Here is a 16,387-nt window from a genome sequence, read left to right as displayed (position 1 = left end):
GCCCGGGCCCTGCCTCGGGTCCGACGGGGTGCGGGCGTCCCGATTGGGATAGGTTGTGCCCCGTGACTGACGAGCAGGAGAAGAGCGCGGCCGAGCCGGTCCGGGTCGGCGTGCTGGGCGCCCGGGGCCGGATGGGCGTCGAGGTGTGCAAGGCCGTGGACGCCGCCGGCGACATGGAACTGGTGGCCATGGTCGACCAGGGCGACGGCCTGTTCGCGGCCTCCGACGCCGGGGCCGAGGTGGTCGTCGACTTCACCACCCCGGACGTCGTCATGGACAACCTGCACTGGTGCATCGACCAGGGCATCAACGCGGTCGTCGGCACCACCGGCTTCACCGAGCAGCGGCTGGAGCGGGTGCGCGGCTGGCTGGCCCGCAAGCCCGGGGTGGGCGTGGTGATCGCCCCCAACTTCGGCATCGGCGCGGTGCTGATGATGCAGTTCGCCGCCCGCGCGGCCCGGCACTTCGAGTCGGTCGAGATCGTCGAACAGCACCACCCCCGGAAGCTGGACGCGCCCAGCGGCACCGCCACGCACACCGCGCGGCTGATCGCCGCGGCGCGCGCCGAGGCCGGGCTGGGGCCGGCGCCCGACGCGACCAAGGACGAGGTCGCGGGCGCCCGGGGCGCCGACATCGAGGGGGTACGCGTGCACGCCGTGCGCGCCACCGGCCTCGTGGCCCACCAGGAGGTGCTCTTCGGCACCACCGGCGAGACGCTGACCATCCGGCACGACTCGTACGACCGGGCGTCGTTCATGCCCGGCGTGCTGCTGGCCGTCCGCGCGGTCCGCAGCCGGCCCGGGCTGACGGTCGGCCTGGACGCCCTGCTCGACTGACGGGGGAATCGCCGTCGCGCGGCGGCCGGGCCGCCCCTAGGCTGCCCGGGTGATCGATTCTGGAACCCTTGACCGGGCCGGCCGCCGGGTCACCCTGCGCCCGGTGGACGACGACAACTGGCGGGCGGTGGCAGACGTCGCCCCCCGCGACGACCAGCGCGCCTGGGTGCCGGCCCTGGCCGCCCGCTACCTGCTGCTGACCATGCGCTCCGACGTCTGGAACTCGCTCGCCGTGTACGCGGACGAGACGGTGGTCGGGCACGTCATGTGGGGCGTGGACGACGACGGCTCGCGCTGGATCGGCGGCCTGGTGATCGACGCGGCCGAGCAGGACCGGGGCGTCGGCCGGGCGGCCGTGCGGACCCTCGCCGCGTGGCTCGCCGCCCAGGACGGCGGGCACCCCGTCCGGCTCTCCTACCACCCCGACAACGCCTCGGCCGCCCGGCTCTACACGAGCCTCGGCTTCACGCCCACCGGCGCGACGGAGGACGACGAGCTGGTCGCCGAGCTGCGCCCGGCCGCCTGACCGCCCGTCGGCTCGCGGGCGGTGGGGTCAGCGCTCCTCCAGCACCGACAGGATGTTGCCGGCCGGGTCGGTGAACCAGGCGATCGACGGCCCCTGGCCGCGCATGACGCCCTTGTCGTCCTGCGGCATGCCGGGGTAGCGCTCGAACCGGACGCCGCGCCCGGTCAGCTCGTCGACGGCCCGGTCGATGTCGTCGACCGGGAAGTTGAGCACCGTGTAGGTCGCCGGGGTGTGGTCGTCCTTCGGGTAGACCAGGATGTCCCGGTCGCCGGCGACGTGCAGCGTCAGCAGGCCGCCCATGGCGTCGTCCCGCGACACCCGCAGGCCGAGCGTGTCGGCGTAGAACCGCTGCGCCCGGTCGACGTCGTCCACCGCGAAGCTGCTCATCGCCTTCGTGTCCGTGAACATGTCTCTCCTCCTTGTCGCCGACGCCGCGGTCATGGGGTCACCGTAGGCGACGCCCCCGACAGTGTCCGCCGATCCGGGGCCGCGCGGAGGCGTGCCGTCAGTCCGCGGGGGCCGCCGGCGACGGCACCGACCCGGCCGGCGGGGCGTCCGGCAGCGTCGCCTCCGCGGGCGTCGCGTCCGCGGGGTCCGCCTCCGCCGGCACCGCCACGTGCAGGCGTAGCTGCGGGACGAGCATGTCGTCCACGTCCAGGGCGCGGGCCGCGCCGTCGGGCTCCCAGCCGGTGCTGGTGAGGAACTTCCGGGTCGCCCCGTCGCCGTCGAACGCCCAGGCCACCGCCCGGGCGAACCCGTCGGCGCGCCACAGGTCGACGGTCGCGGCGAGCAGCCGGCTGCCGTGTCCGCGCCGCCCCCAGCGCGGCTCCACCAGCAGGTCGGTCACCGCCGCCACGTCCGGCCCGAGCGCCTCGGCCGGCTCGCCCGGGGCGAGCGCCTCGGCATCGGCCGGACCGGAGGCGGCGAACCCCACCAGATACGATTGCTCGGCCTGTTCGACGGCGACGAGCACCCGATGCCTGCCGGAGGGCGGCTCCTGCACCGCCGCGCTCCACCGCCGGGCGAGCCACGCCTCGTCCAGGTTGTCGAGCACGTGCCGGGGCAGGATCCGGCGATAGGCGACCCGCCAGGTCGCGAGCTGGATGCGTGCGATCTCGCCGGCGTCTTCCGGACGCGCCGGGCGGACGTACCCGAGAGCCATGGGACGGAAGCCTACGCAGGGCGAGGGAGGCGATGGTGGCGCAGGGTCCCCGACGGACGGTCCGGCAGGTCGTGAGCGTGGTGGGGCTCGCCGTCGCGGTGGCCGCGTTCCTGTCCGTGGCGGCCGTCCGGCACGGCTTCTTCGACCTGAAGGTCTACTACGGCGCGCTGACCTGGTGGGTGCACGACGGCGGGGAGATCTACGACTTCCTCAAGCCCGGCACGCAGTACGGCTTCACCTATCCGCCCTTCGCCGCCCTGGTCATGCTGCCGATGGCGTACCTGCCGTGGACGGCGGCGATCGTGGTGAGCGTGGCCGCCAGCGTGGTGGTCACCGCCGTGCTGTTCTGGTGGCTGGTCGACCCGATCTCCCGCCGGGCCGGCTGGACCCGCTGGTTCGCCCTCGCCGTGGCGCTCTGCCTGGCCGCCGCGTACGAGCCGATGCGCGAGACGGTCAACTTCGGCCAGGTCAACATGCTGCTGCTCTTCCTGGTCGCGGTCGACCTGCTCCGGCTGCTGCCGGCCGGCAACCGCTGGGCGGGGGTGGGCATCGGCCTGGCCACGGCGATCAAGCTGACCCCGGGCATCTTCATCGTCTACCTGCTGGTCACGCGGCGCTGGCGGGCAGCGGTCACCTCGATGGCCGCCGCGGCCGGCACGACCCTGTTCGCCGCCGCGCTCTTCCCCGACGCGTCGCGGGAGTTCTGGACCGAGGCGTTGTGGAACACCGGCCGGGTGGGCGAGCTGGCGTTCGTCTCCAACCAGTCGCTGCGCGGGGTGGTCGCCCGGCTGAACCCGGAACACCCGAGCACCCTGGCCTGGCTGGCGCTGGTGCTCGTCACGCTGGCGCTGTGGGCGTGGCGCTCGCGGGCCGCCGTGGCCGCGGGCGACGAGGCGACCGGCCTGGCCCTGACCGGCGCGGTGATGTGCCTGGTCAGCCCGGTCACCTGGGTGCACCACCTGGTCTGGTTGCTGCCCGCGCTGATCCTGCTGGTGGACAACGGCATGGCGGCGCCGGCCGGCAGCCGCCGGCGCCGCGTCCTGCTGGGCGCCGCGATCGTCGGGTACGGCTTCCTGATCAGCCGGATCGTCTGGGCCTGGGAGAAGGACTTCACCGGGCTGGACGGCTTCCTCGGCAGCAACACCTACGTGTGGATCAGCCTGGCGCTGCTGGCGTTCCTGCCCATCCGCCGATTGGGCGGCGCCGGCCGGGCCAGCCGCCGCTGGGCGACGCCGGCCGGGTCAGCCGTCGAGGCGTCCGGCGTACCGCAGCTCGACGAGCCCGACCGGCGGGCGCCCGCCGGCCAGCGGGACCGGGTAGGTCGACCGCTCACCGTCCGGTGACAGCCCGGCCCGCTCGTAGAACCGGCGGGCCCGGTGGTTGTCGGCCAGCACCCAGAGCCGGTAGTCCGACCAGCCCCGCCCGGCCAGCCCGGCGCGGGCCGAGGCCAGCAGCGCCTCCGCCGTGCCGTCGCCCCAGTGCGCCGGCTCGACGTACATCGCCACCACCTCCCCGTGCGCGAGGTCGAGGTCGCCCCGGTCCTGGTTGATCCGGTACGGGCCGAACGTGGTGAACCCGGCCAGCGTCCCGTCGGCCTCGGCGAGCAGCGTGGTGAACGGGTGCTCCGGATCGGCGGTGCCGAGGTCCCGGCGGCGCTGCGCCCACGCCGAGACGTTGAGCCGCCGGAGCACCTCGTCGGGCATGATCCCTGCGTAGCCGGCCTGCCACCCGTGGATGTGCACCCGGGCGACCGCCTCGGCGTCCTCGGGCTCCTCGCGCCGGATTGTGAGCATGCGTCCGTTCTATGCGCCGGCGGGCGACCGGTCCAGTGCCCTCGCCGGTGTCGTACGCGTGGATTAGGGTGCCCGACGATGGCCGCACCGGAATCACTCTCGCTCGCCCAGGCGCGCCGGGTGGCGCTCGCCGCCCAGGGCTTCGCCGACCCCGCGCCCACCGGCGTGCCCACCCGCCGCCACCTGCGCCGGGTGCTCGACCGGGTCGGGCTGATCCAGATGGATTCGGTCAACGTCCTGCAACGGGCGCACTACCTGCCGCTCTACAGCCGGCTCGGGCCCTACCCGACGTCGCTGCTCGACACCGCCGCCTACCGCCGCCCCCGGGAGCTGTTCGAATACTGGGGGCACGAGGCATCGCTGGTCCCCGTCGGGTTGCACCCGGCGCTGCGCTGGCGGATGGCCAGGGCCCACGCGGAGTCCTGGGGCGGGATGCGCCGCATCGCCGAGGAGCAGCCCGGCCTGGTGGCCTGGGTCCGCGACGAGGTGGCCGCCCGCGGGCCGCTCACCGCCGCCGAGATCGAGCACGACGCGCCCCGGGAGACCGGCAACTGGGGGTGGAACTGGTCGGCGGTGAAGCGGGCGCTGGAGTTCCTCTTCTGGGCCGGCGAAGTGACCGCCGCCGACCGCACCACCTCGTTCGCCCGCCGCTACGACCTGCCGGAGCGGGTGCTGCCGGCCGCCGTGCTGGAGGCGCCCACGCCGACCGACGCGGAGGCGTACCGCACGCTGGTGGCCATCGCCGCGCGGTCGCTCGGGGTGGCCGCGGAGCCGGAGCTGCGCGACTACTTCCGGCTGCCCCGCGTCGGCGCCCGGCAGGCCATCGCGGAGCTGGTCGAGGCGGGCGAGCTGCTGCCGGTTGCCGTGCAGGGCTGGCGGCAGCCCGCCTGGCTGCACGCCGGGGCGCGGCTGCCCCGCTGGGTGCGCGGCAACACCCTGGTCAGCCCGTTCGACCCGCTGGTCTGGGAGCGGGCCCGCACCGAGCGGCTCTTCGACTTCAGCTACCGCATCGAGATCTACGTCCCGGCGCCGCAGCGGGTCCACGGCTACTACGTGCTGCCCTTCCTGCAGGGGGAGCGGTTCACCGCCCGGGTCGACCTGAAGGCCGACCGCAAGGCCGGGATACTGCTGGTGCCGGCGGCCTGGGTCGAGCCGGGCGCCGACCCGGGCGAGACCGCGCTGGCGCTCGCCGCCGAGCTGCACCGCCTCGCCGGCTGGCTCGGCCTGGACGCGGTGGCGCCGCCGGCCGCCGGCGACCTGGCCGCCCCACTGGCCGCCGCGCTGGTGGGCGTGGCCGGTGTACGGTGAGCCACGTGACGAGCGTTGACGGGCCGGCCCCCCAGCCGCATCCGCACAGCGGCGGGGTCGACGCCCCGCCCCAGGCGTCGCAGGCGGGGCAGCCGCACGCCTGGCCGGCGGGTGAGCCGGGTGCGTGGCCCGCGGGCCAGGTGCCGCCCTACCCGGTGCCCGAGCCGGACCGGCTGACCCGCTTCGTCACCCGTCTCTACGACCGCTCGCCGCGCTGGGCGGTGCCGCTGGCCGCGCTCGGCTGCGTCGCCGCCGGCATCGGCTACGCGCTGCTCAGCGATCCCACCCGCTCGGCGCCGGACGCCGCGCCGACCTGCCTGCTCAAGCTGACCACGGGGCTGGACTGCCCGGGCTGCGGCGGCACCCGCGCGCTCTGGTACGTGCTGCACGGCGACCTGCCGGCCGCCGCCCGGCACCACTTCCTCTTCGTCTTCGCGCTGCCCTTCCTGGCCTACCTCTTCGTCGCGTGGGCGGGAAAGCAGGCGTTCGGTTGGCGCCTGCCCGAGCTGCAGGTCAGCTCGAAGGTGATCGGCGTCTTCCTCGCCGTCTGGATGGCTTTCTCGGTGCTGCGCAACCTGCCCTGGGCGCCGTTCACCTCGCTCTACGTCTGAGCTGAGTCGGCTGCCCTGCCCGCCTCGCCGGACGGGGGTCGGGCGCCACGCGCACCCCTGCCGAGCTGAGTCGGCTGCCCTGGCCGCCCCGCCGGCCCGGGGTCGGGCGTCATGTGCACCCTGTCGAGCTGAGTCGAGCTGCCCTGCCCATCTCGCCGGACGGGGTCGTCCGTACACGCCTGTCGAGCTGAGTCGTTTACGACATCACGCTCCCGAAGCCCTTTCCGCCCATGCGGCTGCGCGGACCATTATGTCGGGCGGGCCGACCTGTCGGGCGGGCCGACCGGGTGGCCGGTCTGTCGGGCGGGCCGACCGGGTGGCCGGTCTGTCGGGCGGGCCGACCGGGTGGCCGGTCTGTCGGGCGGGCCGACCGGGTGGATCGATCTGTCGGGCGGACTGACCGGGGAGGGGCGGCCTGTCGGGCGAGCCGATCTGCCGGACCGACCGGGGAGGGCCGATCTGTCGGGCGAGCCGATCTGCCGGGCGGACCGACCGGGCGGGCGATCTGTCGGGCGGGGTCGGCGCACCGACGTGCGTCTTGAGCACCAGGCAGGTCGGGCGGGTCCGCGGTGGGTGCGGCGTACCGACGTCCGTCCTGAGCATCGATGGCCGGCCGGCGGCTCCGCGGCTTCGGCGCTCGCTGATGTCGTAGACGATTCAGCTCGACAGCGCGCGGGAGGCGTCTCGTCCGGGTAGTGCCCCGCCGCGCCGCCCGACCCGACGCATCCGAGAGCGGAACGGGGCCGCTCCGCGAGGGCGGAACCAGGCCGCGCGGCGGGGGCGGAACCAGGCCGCGCGGCGGGGGCGGAAACGGGGCCGCTCCGCGGGGACGGAACCAGACCGCTCCGCGGAGACTGGCATCGCTTCGGGTGATCGACATTGCACTGGGCGAGCCTGGCTTGGGCGGGCCGGGTCGACGCCACTACAGTGCCAGGAATGCCGGACATGGTGCAGCCCCAGGTCAAGCTCATCGCGTGGACCCACTTCGAGGCCCCCGACGACGTGCCGTGGTCCACCGACGCCGAGGGCGGCCAGGCCCTCGCCGAGTTCGCCGGCCGGGCCTGCTACCAGAGCTGGAAGAAGCCCAACCCGGCCACGGCCACCAACGCCGGCTACCTCGCGCACATCCTGGAGGTCGGGCACCTCTCGGTGCTGGAGCACGGGTCGGTCAGCTTCTACTTCAGCGGCGTGTCCCGCTCCTTCACCCACGAGCTGATCCGGCACCGCCACTTCTCCTACTCCCAGCTCTCGCAGCGGTACGTGCCGGAGCGCGACGCCGCCATGGTCGAGCCCGCGGTGATCGCCGAGGACCCCGAGCTGCACAAGAAGTTCGTGGAGGCCGCCGAGGCGAGCGTGCGCGCGTACAACGAGCTGCTGGAGGGGCTGGAGCGGCGCTTCGCGGACGTGGAGAACGCCACGCTGCGGCGCAAGCAGGCCCGCCAGGCGGCCCGCGCCGTCCTGCCCAACGCCACCGAGACGCGGATCGTGGTCACCGGCAACTACCGGGCCTGGCGGCACTTCATCGCCATGCGTGCCACCGAGCACGCCGACGTCGAGATCCGCGAGCTGGCGGTGGAGTGCCTGCGGCAGCTCCAGGGGGTCGCTCCGAACGTCTTCGCCGACTTCGTCATCTCCACCCTGCCCGACGGCACCGAGGTGGCCGCCAGCCCGCACGCCGAGCTGTCCTGAGCCCTTCCCCGGCGGGGGGCCGGCAGTCGTCCGCTAGGTTGGTGGCATGACGCACGACCACCCTGACACCCCCGCCCGGGCGGTGTCCCGCCCCTTCGGGCGAGTGCTCACGGCCATGGTGACCCCGTTCACCGCCGAGGGCTCGCTCGACCTCGACGGCGCGGCGCGCCTCGCCAGTCACCTGGTGGACGAGCAGGGCAACGACGCGCTGGTGGTCAACGGCACCACCGGCGAGTCGCCGACCACCACCGACGCGGAGAAGGAACGCCTGATCCGGACGGTGGTGGAGGCCGTCGGCGACCGCGCCAAGGTCGTGGCGGGGGTCGGCACCAACGACACCCGGCACACCATCGAGCTGGCCGCCGGCGCGGAGAAGGCCGGCGCTCACGGCCTGCTCGTGGTCACCCCTTACTACAACAAGCCCCCGCAGGCCGGCCTGCTGCGCCACTTCACCGCCGTCGCGGACGCCACCGGCCTGCCGGTGATGCTCTACGACATCCCGCACCGCTCCGGCGTGCCGATCGCCACCGAGACGATGGTGCGGCTGGCCGAGCACGGCCGGATCGTCGCGGTGAAGGACGCCAAGGGCGACCTGACCGCCACCGGCTGGGTCACCGCCCGCACCAACCTCGCCTTCTACAGCGGCGAGGACTCGCTGACCCTGCCCGCGCTGGCCGTGGGCGCCGTCGGCGTGGTCGGCACCTCGACCCACTTCACCGGCGCGCTCACCAAGCGGATGATCGAGGCGTACGACGCGGGGGACACCGCCGGCGCGCTGGACCTGCACCGGCGGCTGCTGCCGCTGTTCACCGGCATCTTCCGTACCCAGGGCGTGATCCTGGTGAAGGCGGGCCTGGCGGCCGCCGGGATGCCCGCCGGCCCGGTGCGGCCGCCGCTGGTGGACGCGACCGACGACGAGATCGCCCAGCTCCGCGCGGACTGCGCGGCGGCGGGCCTGGAGCTACCCGAATGACCGAACGACACGACGGGCGCCGGGTGACGGCGCCGCAGAATGAGGTGGACGCGTGACCGAGGCGCACATCGAGGCGGAACTGCCCCCGCCGCTGCCGGAGGGTGGGCTGCGGATCATCCCGCTCGGCGGGCTCGGCGCCATCGGCCGCAACATGACCGTCTTCGAGTACGACGGCAAGCTGCTCGTCGTCGACTGCGGGGTGCTCTTCCCGGACGTGGAGCAGCCCGGCGTCGACCTGATCCTGCCGGACTTCGGCCCGATCCTCGACCGGCTCGACGACGTGCAGGCGATCGTGCTCACCCACGGCCACGAGGACCACATCGGCGCGGTTCCCTACCTGCTCGCGCACAAGCCCGACATCCCGCTGGTCGGCTCGCAGTTCACGCTGGCCCTGGTCGAGGCGAAGCTCGCCGAGCGGCGGATCCAGCCCTACACGCTGACGGTGCGGGAGGGCGGCCGGGAGCGGCTCGGCCCGTTCGAGTGCGAGTTCTTCGCGGTCAACCACTCGATCCCGGACGCGCTCGCGGTGGCCATCCGCACCCCGGCCGGCCTGGTGCTGCACACCGGCGACTTCAAGATGGACCAGCTCCCGCTGGACGGCCGGATCACCGACCTGTCCGGGTTCGCCCGGCTCGGCGCCGAGGGCGTGGACCTGCTGCTCTCGGACTCCACCAACGCGGAGATCCCCGGCTTCGTCACCCCCGAACGCGAGATCGGGCCGGTGCTCGACTCGATCTTCGCGAAGGCGCGCGGCCGGATCATCGTCGCCTCGTTCGCCTCGCACGTGCACCGGGTGCAGCAGGTCTTCGACTCCGCCGCCGAGCACGGCCGCAAGGTCGCCCTGATCGGCCGCTCCATGGTCCGCAACATGGGCATCGCCCGCGACCTCGGGCTGCTCAACATCCCGGCCGGGCTGGTCGTCGGGCTGGAAGAGGCGACCACCATGCCGCCCGAGCAGATCGTGCTGATGTCCACCGGCTCGCAGGGCGAGCCGATGAGCGCCCTGGGCCGGATGGCCAGCGGCGACCACCGGCACATCACCATCGCCCCCGGCGACACGGTGGTGCTCGCCTCGTCGCTGGTGCCCGGCAACGAGACCTCCGTCTACCGGGTGATCAACCGGCTGGCCCGGGCCGGCGCGGTGGTGGTGCACAAGGACGTGGCCAAGGTGCACGTCTCCGGCCACGCCCCCGCCGGCGAGCTGCTCTACCTGCTCAACGTGGTCCGCCCCAGCAACCTGATGCCGGTGCACGGCGAGTGGCGGCACCTGCGGGCGCACGCCCGGCTCGGCATCGAGTCCGGCGTCGCCCCGGACCGGGTGGTGCTCTGCGAGGACGGCGACGTCGTCGACCTCGTCGAGGGTCGGGCCAGCCTGGTCGGGCACGTGAAGAGCCGCTACGTCTACGTGGACGGCCTCGCCGTCGGCGACGTCAGCGAGTCGCTGCTCACCGAGCGGCGGATCCTCGGCGACGGCGGGTTCATCGCCACCACCGTGGTCGTGGACTCCGTGACCGGCAAGGTGGTCGGCGGTCCCACCGTCTCCGCCAAGGGCTTCTCCGAGGACCCGGAGGCGTTCAACCCGGTGATCCCGCTGGTCACCGAGGCGCTGAACCGGGCCGCGTCCGACGGCATCACCGACCCGCACCAGCTCCAGCAGATCGTCCGGCGCACCGTGGGACGGTGGGTGAACGACGCGTACCGGCGTCGGCCCATGATCGTGCCCACCGTCGTCGAGGTCTGACCCGCTCCACCGACGCCCGCCCGCACCCCGTGTGCGGGCGGGCGTCGCGGTGCGGCCCGAGGGCCGGCGCGTCGGCTCAGGCCAGCAGCGCGTTCAGCTCGCCGTAGCCGATTGCGCCGGCCAGCGAGTCGTACGAGCCGGAGCGCAGCGCCTCCGTGGCGGCGCGGCGGACCAGCCCGTACGCGGCCTCGGCGAGCGCCGAACCGAGGCTGACCCGGGCCACCCCCAGCCCGGCCAGGTCGGCCACGGAGAGCGCGCCCGGCCCGGCGAGCACGTTGACCGGCCCGTCGATCCCGGCGACCAGCGCCCCGACGGTCTCCGCGTCGCCCACGCCCGGCACGAAGATCCCGTCCGCGCCCGCCGCCCGGTACGCCTCCGCCCGGCGCAGCGTCTCCGCCAGCCGGTCCGCCGGGTCGCCGACCGCCCGCAGGAACACGTCGGTGCGGGCGTTGACGAAGAGCCGTACCCCCGCCTCGTCGGCGGCCTCCCGGGCCGCCCGGATACGGGCGCACTGCTCGTCGGCGGGACGCAGCGGGGACGTCCCGGCCGGCGCGGCGTCCTCGATGTTGACGCCGACCGCGCCGGCGGCGAGCACCGCGGTCACCGTGCGGGCGACCCCGGCCGGGTCGGCGGCGTACCCGCTCTCGATGTCGGCCGTGACCGGAACGGTGACGGCGGCGCAGACGCGGGCGACCACCGCCAGGGCGCGCTCCCGGTCCAGCTTGTCGCCGTCCGGCGCGCCCAGGCTCCACGAGACGCCGGCGCTGGTGGTGGCGACGGCGGCCGCGCCGCAGTCGGCCACGATCCGCGCGCTGGCCGCGTCCCAGGCGTTGGGCAGGACGAGCGGGGAGCCGGGGCGGTGCAGGGAGTGCAGGAGCCGGGCGGCGTGCTGCTGGTGCGTCGTCGTCATGGGCACCAGTCCACCAGGGCGGGAGGAGATCGTCCGGCGGGTTTCGGACCTCACCCGTGGGCCCGCCCGGCCCCGGTCAGGGCAGCGCGGCCACGGCGTCGGCGTACGCGACGCCGGTGTCGACGGCCGCGTCCAGCAGGACCGTGAGCTGGGCCGGGGCCACCCCGTGCGCCAGGTCGGTGCTGACGTCGCCGGCCAGCACCAGCTCGCCCCCGAGGTCGTGCACGTACGCCTTCGGCAGCAGCCGGTCGTGGTTCCACGCGTTGCAGAACGCGTACGCCTCGGCGCGCCGGTCGGCCGGCAGCCGGCGGTTCGCCACCGCGCGCGCCCGGAGGATCTCGCCCCGCTCGCCGGCCCGCCGGAACTGGATGAGCGCCTCACCCCACCGGCCGACCACGGTGCCGCCGGCGTCCACGGCGTAGTGGTCCCCGCGCCGGTCCAGGGCGGCCGTGATCATCTCCAGGCTCAGCGGGCGCGGCTCCCCGTCGGCCGGGGGGACGGCGTCGGCCGGGTCGGCCGGGCCGTCGTCGGGCGGGTCGTCGGGCGGCAGCGGCACCGGTGCGGCGAGCGGCCGCTCGGCCAGCCAGGAGGCGATCCGGCCGGACTGGTGGCCGGTGCCGTTGCGGGCGTCGAAGCTGCCGGCCAGCGCGGTGGCCAGCCCGAGCAGGGTCGCGCCCAGCGTGGCCACGTCGAGGTCGGCGGCCGGCCGGTCCCCGTACCCGGGTCGGTGCACCGTCCGGCCGCCCAGCCCCGCCTCGACGGCGAGCGCGCAGACCAGCGCCCCGGCGGCGGCGAACTCCATCGCGGACAGGTCGTCGTGCGGCCGGTCCAGCCGGGGCAGTTGCTCGGCCAGGACGTCCAGCCCCCGGGCGGGGTGCCCGCCCAGCGCGCACCACCGCAGGTGCGCGGCGAGGTACGGGAAGGCGGCCCGCTCCCGCCGGTGCCGCCGGTACGCACGCACGTGCGCCTCGGCGGCCCGCTCCGGCTGCCCGGCGCGCAGCCAGGGCAGCAGCCCGGCGGCCAGCGCCCGCTCGGGTTGCTCGGTGCAGCCGCCCGTGCCGGCCGGCGCGTCCGTCAGCGCGTCCAGCGCGGCCCGGTGGTCGCCCCACCCGGCGAGCAGTTCCGCCCGCCGTGCCGGCGCGCAGCCGGGGCAGCCGCCGGCCGGCCCCGCCCCGGCCGTCGACCAGCGGTCGAACCACCGTCGGGCGGTCGGCTCGTCGCCGAGGTGGTCGGCGATCCGGCAGCGCAGCTCGGTGACCATCGCCGCGTCCGCGCCGACGCGGGCGGCGAGGTCGTCCAGCATGGCGCGGGCCTGGTCCAGCCCGACCCGGGGACTGCCGAGCAGGGCCTCCACGGCGTAGCGCTGGTAGCGCAGCAGCAGCGCGGCGTCCGGGTCGGCCAGCAGGTCGGGGCGACGGTCGACGGCGGCGAGGCAGCGGCGCACCGGCTCGACCAGCCGCCACCGCTCCCCGTGCAGCAGGTAGCCCTCGATCAGCGCGAACCGGGCCTCCACGGCGGACCTGTCGTCGCCGGTGGCGTCGGCGCGCGCGGCGATCCGTTCCAGCTCCGCGCTGCGGGCCTCGCCGTCGGGCGCGTCCCGGGCGTCGGCGAGCGCCTCGGCCAGCGCCGGGTCGCGGTGGCCGTTCCCGCGCCGCCGCCCGCCCCACCGGCCGGTCAGCCCGAAGGGGTCGAACCCGCGAGGGGCCGGCTCCCCGCCCCGGCCCGTCACGCCACGACCCCGCCCGGCAGCCGGGCGACCTCGGTGGCGAGCTGGCAGCCGGTGGCGATGCCGCAGTCGAGCAACTGGTCGAGCTGGTGCGGGGTGACGCCGCGCTCCAGATCGGTGATGACCTCGCCGCAGACCCGGGCCCGCCCGTCGTCCTCGACGTGCACGAACGCCTTCGGCCAGAGCCAGTCGTGGTTCCACGCGTTGCAGAAGGCGTGCAGCGCCGGCACGTACTCGATCGGGAACGTCGGCGCGGCCAGGGTGCGGACCTGGAGCAGCTCACCGGCGGCGCCCGGCCGCAGGAACCAGATCAGGCTGTCGGCCCAGCGGCCGACCAGGTCGCCGTCCGCGTCGGCCTGGACCACGTATCCCCGGTTGCGCAGCACGGCGGCGATCAGCTCACCGGTCAGCGGTCGCAGCGCCTCCGGGTGTCCGGCCAGGGGGCCGTCCGGACCGTCCTCGATTCCCGGCGACGCCATCGGGCATCCCTTCTGAGGCAGATATCACGTGAAGCGGCGGGGTTCGCGCTGCGACGCGCGGACGCGACCCGGAAAAGCGGCGATCTGCCGGGTCACGCCGTTAAGTTGATGCTATGGCGGGCCGTACCTCTCAGGCGAGCCGGCGGCGCGGCGCGTCGCCGCGTGGCACCACGAACACCCGTGCCCGCCAACCGGCGAAGAAGACCACCCGGGCGACCCCCCGGCGGCGGCCCGCGGCGCGGCCGGGCCCGGGGCTCCTCGTCGGGCGCGCGGTCGGCGCACTGTGGATGGGGCTGGCGCACGGCGTCGGCTGGGCGTTCCGCGCCGCCGGCCGGCAGGCCGCCTCGGCCCGGGGGCTCGACCCGGAGCACCGCCGCGACGGCGCGGGGCTGCTGGTCTTCGGCCTCGCCCTGCTCAGCGCGGTGGCCATCTGGTTCTCCGGGGCCGGCCCCGTCGGCGAGCAGCTGGCCGACACCGTCCGGCTCTTCCTCGGCGCGATCGCCATCGTGGTGCCGGTGCTGCTGATGATCGGGGCCTGGCGCCTCATGCGCGAGCCCGGCGACCCGGAGCACCGCGGCCGGGGGCTGGTCGGCTGGGGCTCGATGCTGGTGGCCACCGCCGCGATGCTGCACATCGGACAGAACCCGGTCGACGCGGTCCAGCGCGACTTCGCCGGCGGCCTGGTGGGCGCGGGCGTGGGCAGCCTGCTGGAGCGGGCCGTCACCGCCTGGGTCGCCGTGCCGCTGCTGATCCTGCTGCTGCTCTTCGGCCTGCTGGTGGTCACCGCGACGCCGATCAACAAGATTCCGGAGCGGCTCGGCCTGCTCGCCGGCACCCTGGTCGCCCCGGCGGCGGCGGAGGAGGAGACGGAGGCGGCGCCCGCGAAGCCCGCCCGCAAGCGCGCGACGAAGCGGACGGCGCCGCCGCCGGTCGACCCGGCGGAGTTCGACGACGACCTCGACGGGGCGGACCTCCAGGAAACCCTCGTGCTGCCCCGCAAGCCCCCCGGCAAGGTGCCGGCCAGCCGCAAGCCGGTCGAGCCGCCGGAGCACTCGCCCGCGCCGACCCGGGCCGAGCAGCTCGCGCTGACCGGGCTGGCCGGCGACTACACCCTGCCGCCGGCGAACATACTCAGCAGCGGCGCGGCCCCGAAGAGCCGGAGCAGGGCCAACGACGAGGTGATCGCCGCGCTCACCGGCGTCTTCGAGCAGTTCGACGTGGACGCCGCCGTCACCGGCTTCACCCGGGGCCCGACCGTCACCCGCTACGAGGTGGAGCTGGGCCCGGGCGTCAAGGTCGAGCGGATCACCCAGCTCTCCCGCAACATCGCGTACGCGGTCAAGTCGCCGGACGTGCGGATCCTCAGCCCGATCCCGGGAAAGAGCGCGGTCGGTGTGGAGATCCCGAACACCGACCCGGAGAACGTGGCGCTCGGCGACGTGCTGCGCTCGCGGGCCGCCACCAGCGACCACCACCCGATGGTCGTGGCGCTCGGCAAGGACATCGAGGGTGGCTACGTGGTGGCCAACCTCGCCAAGATGCCGCACATCCTGATCGCCGGCGCGACCGGCGCGGGCAAGTCGTCCTGCCTGAACTCGCTGCTGGTGTCCATCCTCACGCGCGCCACGCCGGACGAGGTGCGGCTGCTGCTGATCGACCCGAAGCGGGTCGAGATGACCGGCTACGAGGGCATCCCGCACCTGGTCACCCCGATCGTGACCAACGCCAAGAAGGCGGCCGACTCGCTGGAGTGGGTCGTGCGCGAGATGGACATGCGCTACGACGACCTCGCCGCCAACGGGGTCCGGCACATCGACGACTTCAACCGCAAGGTGCGCAACGGCGAGATCAAGGCCCCGCCGGGCAGCGAGCGGGAGATGCGCCCGTACCCGTACCTGCTGGTGATCGTGGACGAGTTGGCCGACCTGATGATGGTCGCCCCGCGCGACGTGGAGGACTCGGTCGTCCGGATCACCCAGCTCGCCCGCGCGGCCGGCATCCACCTGGTGCTGGCCACCCAGCGCCCGTCGGTCGACGTGGTCACCGGCCTGATCAAGGCGAACGTGCCGTCCCGGCTGGCGTTCGCCACCTCCTCCCTGGCCGACTCCCGCGTCATCCTCGACCAGCCGGGCGCGGAGAAGCTGCTCGGCCGAGGTGACGGTCTCTTCCTGCCGATGGGTGCCTCGAAGCCCATCCGGATCCAGGGCGCCTGGGTGACCGAGCGCGAGATCTCCGACGTGGTGAAGTTCTGCAAGGACCAGCGCGAGCCGGAGTTCCGCCCCGACGTGCTCACGCCGCCGGACAGCGGCAAGAAGAAGATCGACGAGGACATCGGCGACGACCTCGACCTGCTGGTGCAGGCCGTCGAGCTGGTGGTCACCTCGCAGTTCGGCTCGACCTCCATGCTCCAGCGCAAGCTGCGGGTCGGCTTCGCCAAGGCGGGCCGGCTGATGGACCTGATGGAGACCCGGGGCGTGGTCGGCCCGTCGGAGGGCTCCAAGGCCCGCGACGTGCTGGTCAAGCCCGACGAGCTGGAGGAGGTCCTGGTCGGCCTGCGCGGCGGCGAGGACTGACACCGACCGGGCTGGGCTTCGTGACCGGTGCGTCGGACGCGGACGGGCCCGCCGGAGTCC

The 16,387-nt window shown here is 74.8% G+C and carries 14 protein-coding genes and 1 pseudogene; 9 read left to right on the top strand and 6 right to left on the bottom strand.

The window, feature by feature from the left end; translation table 11 throughout:
* The first annotated feature begins 62 nt into the window (after window positions 1-62).
* Both dapB and ACFY23_RS17065 read left to right on the top strand, forming a co-directional pair.
* On the top strand, window positions 63-836 hold the full coding sequence (gene dapB, locus ACFY23_RS17070; protein WP_350680594.1) for a 4-hydroxy-tetrahydrodipicolinate reductase: 774 nt from the start codon (window positions 63-65) through the stop codon (window positions 834-836).
* Window positions 837-885: 49 nt separating this feature from the next.
* Window positions 886-1,362, top strand: coding sequence for a GNAT family N-acetyltransferase (locus ACFY23_RS17065; RefSeq protein ID WP_350680596.1), 477 nt, complete (start codon window positions 886-888; stop codon window positions 1,360-1,362).
* A gap of 27 nt (window positions 1,363-1,389) precedes the next feature.
* Here the strand turns inward: ACFY23_RS17065 and ACFY23_RS17060 are convergent, their stop codons facing one another.
* Both ACFY23_RS17060 and ACFY23_RS17055 read right to left on the bottom strand, forming a co-directional pair.
* Window positions 1,390-1,770 (bottom strand): VOC family protein, encoded by a 381-nt coding sequence (locus tag ACFY23_RS17060; RefSeq protein ID WP_350680598.1) that lies wholly within the window; start codon window positions 1,768-1,770, stop codon window positions 1,390-1,392.
* A gap of 166 nt (window positions 1,771-1,936) precedes the next feature.
* Window positions 1,937-2,524 (bottom strand): annotated as a pseudogene (locus ACFY23_RS17055) (GNAT family N-acetyltransferase); the annotation flags it as partial.
* A 35-nt stretch (window positions 2,525-2,559) separates the two neighbouring features.
* On the opposite strand from ACFY23_RS17055, the gene ACFY23_RS17050 reads away from it, so the two are divergent.
* Window positions 2,560-3,867 carry a glycosyltransferase 87 family protein gene (locus tag ACFY23_RS17050; protein WP_350680600.1) on the top strand — a complete coding sequence of 436 codons (1,308 nt, stop codon included), beginning with the start codon at window positions 2,560-2,562 and terminating at the stop codon, window positions 3,865-3,867.
* Here the strand turns inward: ACFY23_RS17050 and ACFY23_RS17045 are convergent.
* The gene (locus tag ACFY23_RS17045) at window positions 3,766-4,317 is read right to left on the bottom strand and encodes a GNAT family N-acetyltransferase (RefSeq protein ID WP_350680602.1); all 552 of its coding nucleotides are present in this window, start codon (window positions 4,315-4,317) and stop codon (window positions 3,766-3,768) included. The genes ACFY23_RS17050 and ACFY23_RS17045 overlap by 102 nt on opposite strands.
* Window positions 4,318-4,395: 78 nt before the next feature.
* Between ACFY23_RS17045 and ACFY23_RS17040 the strand changes: the two genes are divergently transcribed.
* From ACFY23_RS17040 to ACFY23_RS17020, 5 genes are all read left to right on the top strand, one after another.
* Window positions 4,396-5,625, top strand: a complete 1,230-nt coding sequence (locus ACFY23_RS17040; RefSeq protein WP_350680604.1) for a DNA glycosylase AlkZ-like family protein — start codon at window positions 4,396-4,398, stop codon at window positions 5,623-5,625.
* A complete protein-coding gene (locus ACFY23_RS17035; RefSeq protein ID WP_350680606.1) occupies window positions 5,622-6,236 on the top strand; it encodes a DUF2752 domain-containing protein in 615 nt (204 codons plus the stop codon). The genes ACFY23_RS17040 and ACFY23_RS17035 overlap by 4 nt, the downstream gene beginning before the upstream one ends.
* A 945-nt stretch (window positions 6,237-7,181) precedes the next feature.
* Window positions 7,182-7,925, top strand: coding sequence for an FAD-dependent thymidylate synthase (gene thyX / locus ACFY23_RS17030; protein ID WP_350680638.1), 744 nt, complete (start codon window positions 7,182-7,184; stop codon window positions 7,923-7,925).
* Window positions 7,926-7,971: 46 nt separating this feature from the next.
* On the top strand, window positions 7,972-8,898 hold the full coding sequence (dapA, locus tag ACFY23_RS17025; protein ID WP_350680608.1) for a 4-hydroxy-tetrahydrodipicolinate synthase: 927 nt from the start codon (window positions 7,972-7,974) through the stop codon (window positions 8,896-8,898).
* 52 nt (window positions 8,899-8,950) lie between these two features.
* Window positions 8,951-10,639: a ribonuclease J gene (locus ACFY23_RS17020; RefSeq protein WP_350680610.1), complete on the top strand. Its 1,689-nt coding sequence runs from the start codon at window positions 8,951-8,953 to the stop codon at window positions 10,637-10,639.
* 76 nt (window positions 10,640-10,715) lie between these two features.
* On the opposite strand, the gene ACFY23_RS17015 is transcribed toward ACFY23_RS17020, so the two are convergent.
* The 3 genes from ACFY23_RS17015 to ACFY23_RS17005 form a co-directional block, all read right to left on the bottom strand.
* Complete coding sequence (locus ACFY23_RS17015; RefSeq protein ID WP_350680612.1) at window positions 10,716-11,549, bottom strand: isocitrate lyase/phosphoenolpyruvate mutase family protein; 834 nt, start codon at window positions 11,547-11,549, stop codon at window positions 10,716-10,718.
* A gap of 76 nt (window positions 11,550-11,625) precedes the next feature.
* Window positions 11,626-13,278 carry a YbjN domain-containing protein gene (locus ACFY23_RS17010; RefSeq protein WP_350680614.1) on the bottom strand — a complete coding sequence of 551 codons (1,653 nt, stop codon included), beginning with the start codon at window positions 13,276-13,278 and terminating at the stop codon, window positions 11,626-11,628.
* Window positions 13,275-13,754 (bottom strand): YbjN domain-containing protein, encoded by a 480-nt coding sequence (locus tag ACFY23_RS17005; protein ID WP_350680616.1) that lies wholly within the window; start codon window positions 13,752-13,754, stop codon window positions 13,275-13,277. Before ACFY23_RS17005 ends, ACFY23_RS17010 begins: the two co-directional genes overlap by 4 nt.
* Before the next feature lie 113 nt (window positions 13,755-13,867).
* Here ACFY23_RS17005 and ACFY23_RS17000 point away from each other — a divergent pair, with 113 nt between their 5' ends.
* Window positions 13,868-16,327 (top strand): DNA translocase FtsK 4TM domain-containing protein, encoded by a 2,460-nt coding sequence (locus ACFY23_RS17000; RefSeq protein ID WP_350680618.1) that lies wholly within the window; start codon window positions 13,868-13,870, stop codon window positions 16,325-16,327.
* The last annotated feature ends 60 nt before the right edge of the window (window positions 16,328-16,387 follow it).

It is taken from the genome of Micromonospora sp. NPDC000121, from assembly GCF_042899165.1.
In the GTDB taxonomy this organism is placed as follows: domain Bacteria; phylum Actinomycetota; class Actinomycetes; order Mycobacteriales; family Micromonosporaceae; genus Micromonospora.
The sequence above is the reverse complement of the archived record's forward strand: the minus strand, read 5'-3'. Positions and strand labels throughout refer to the sequence as shown.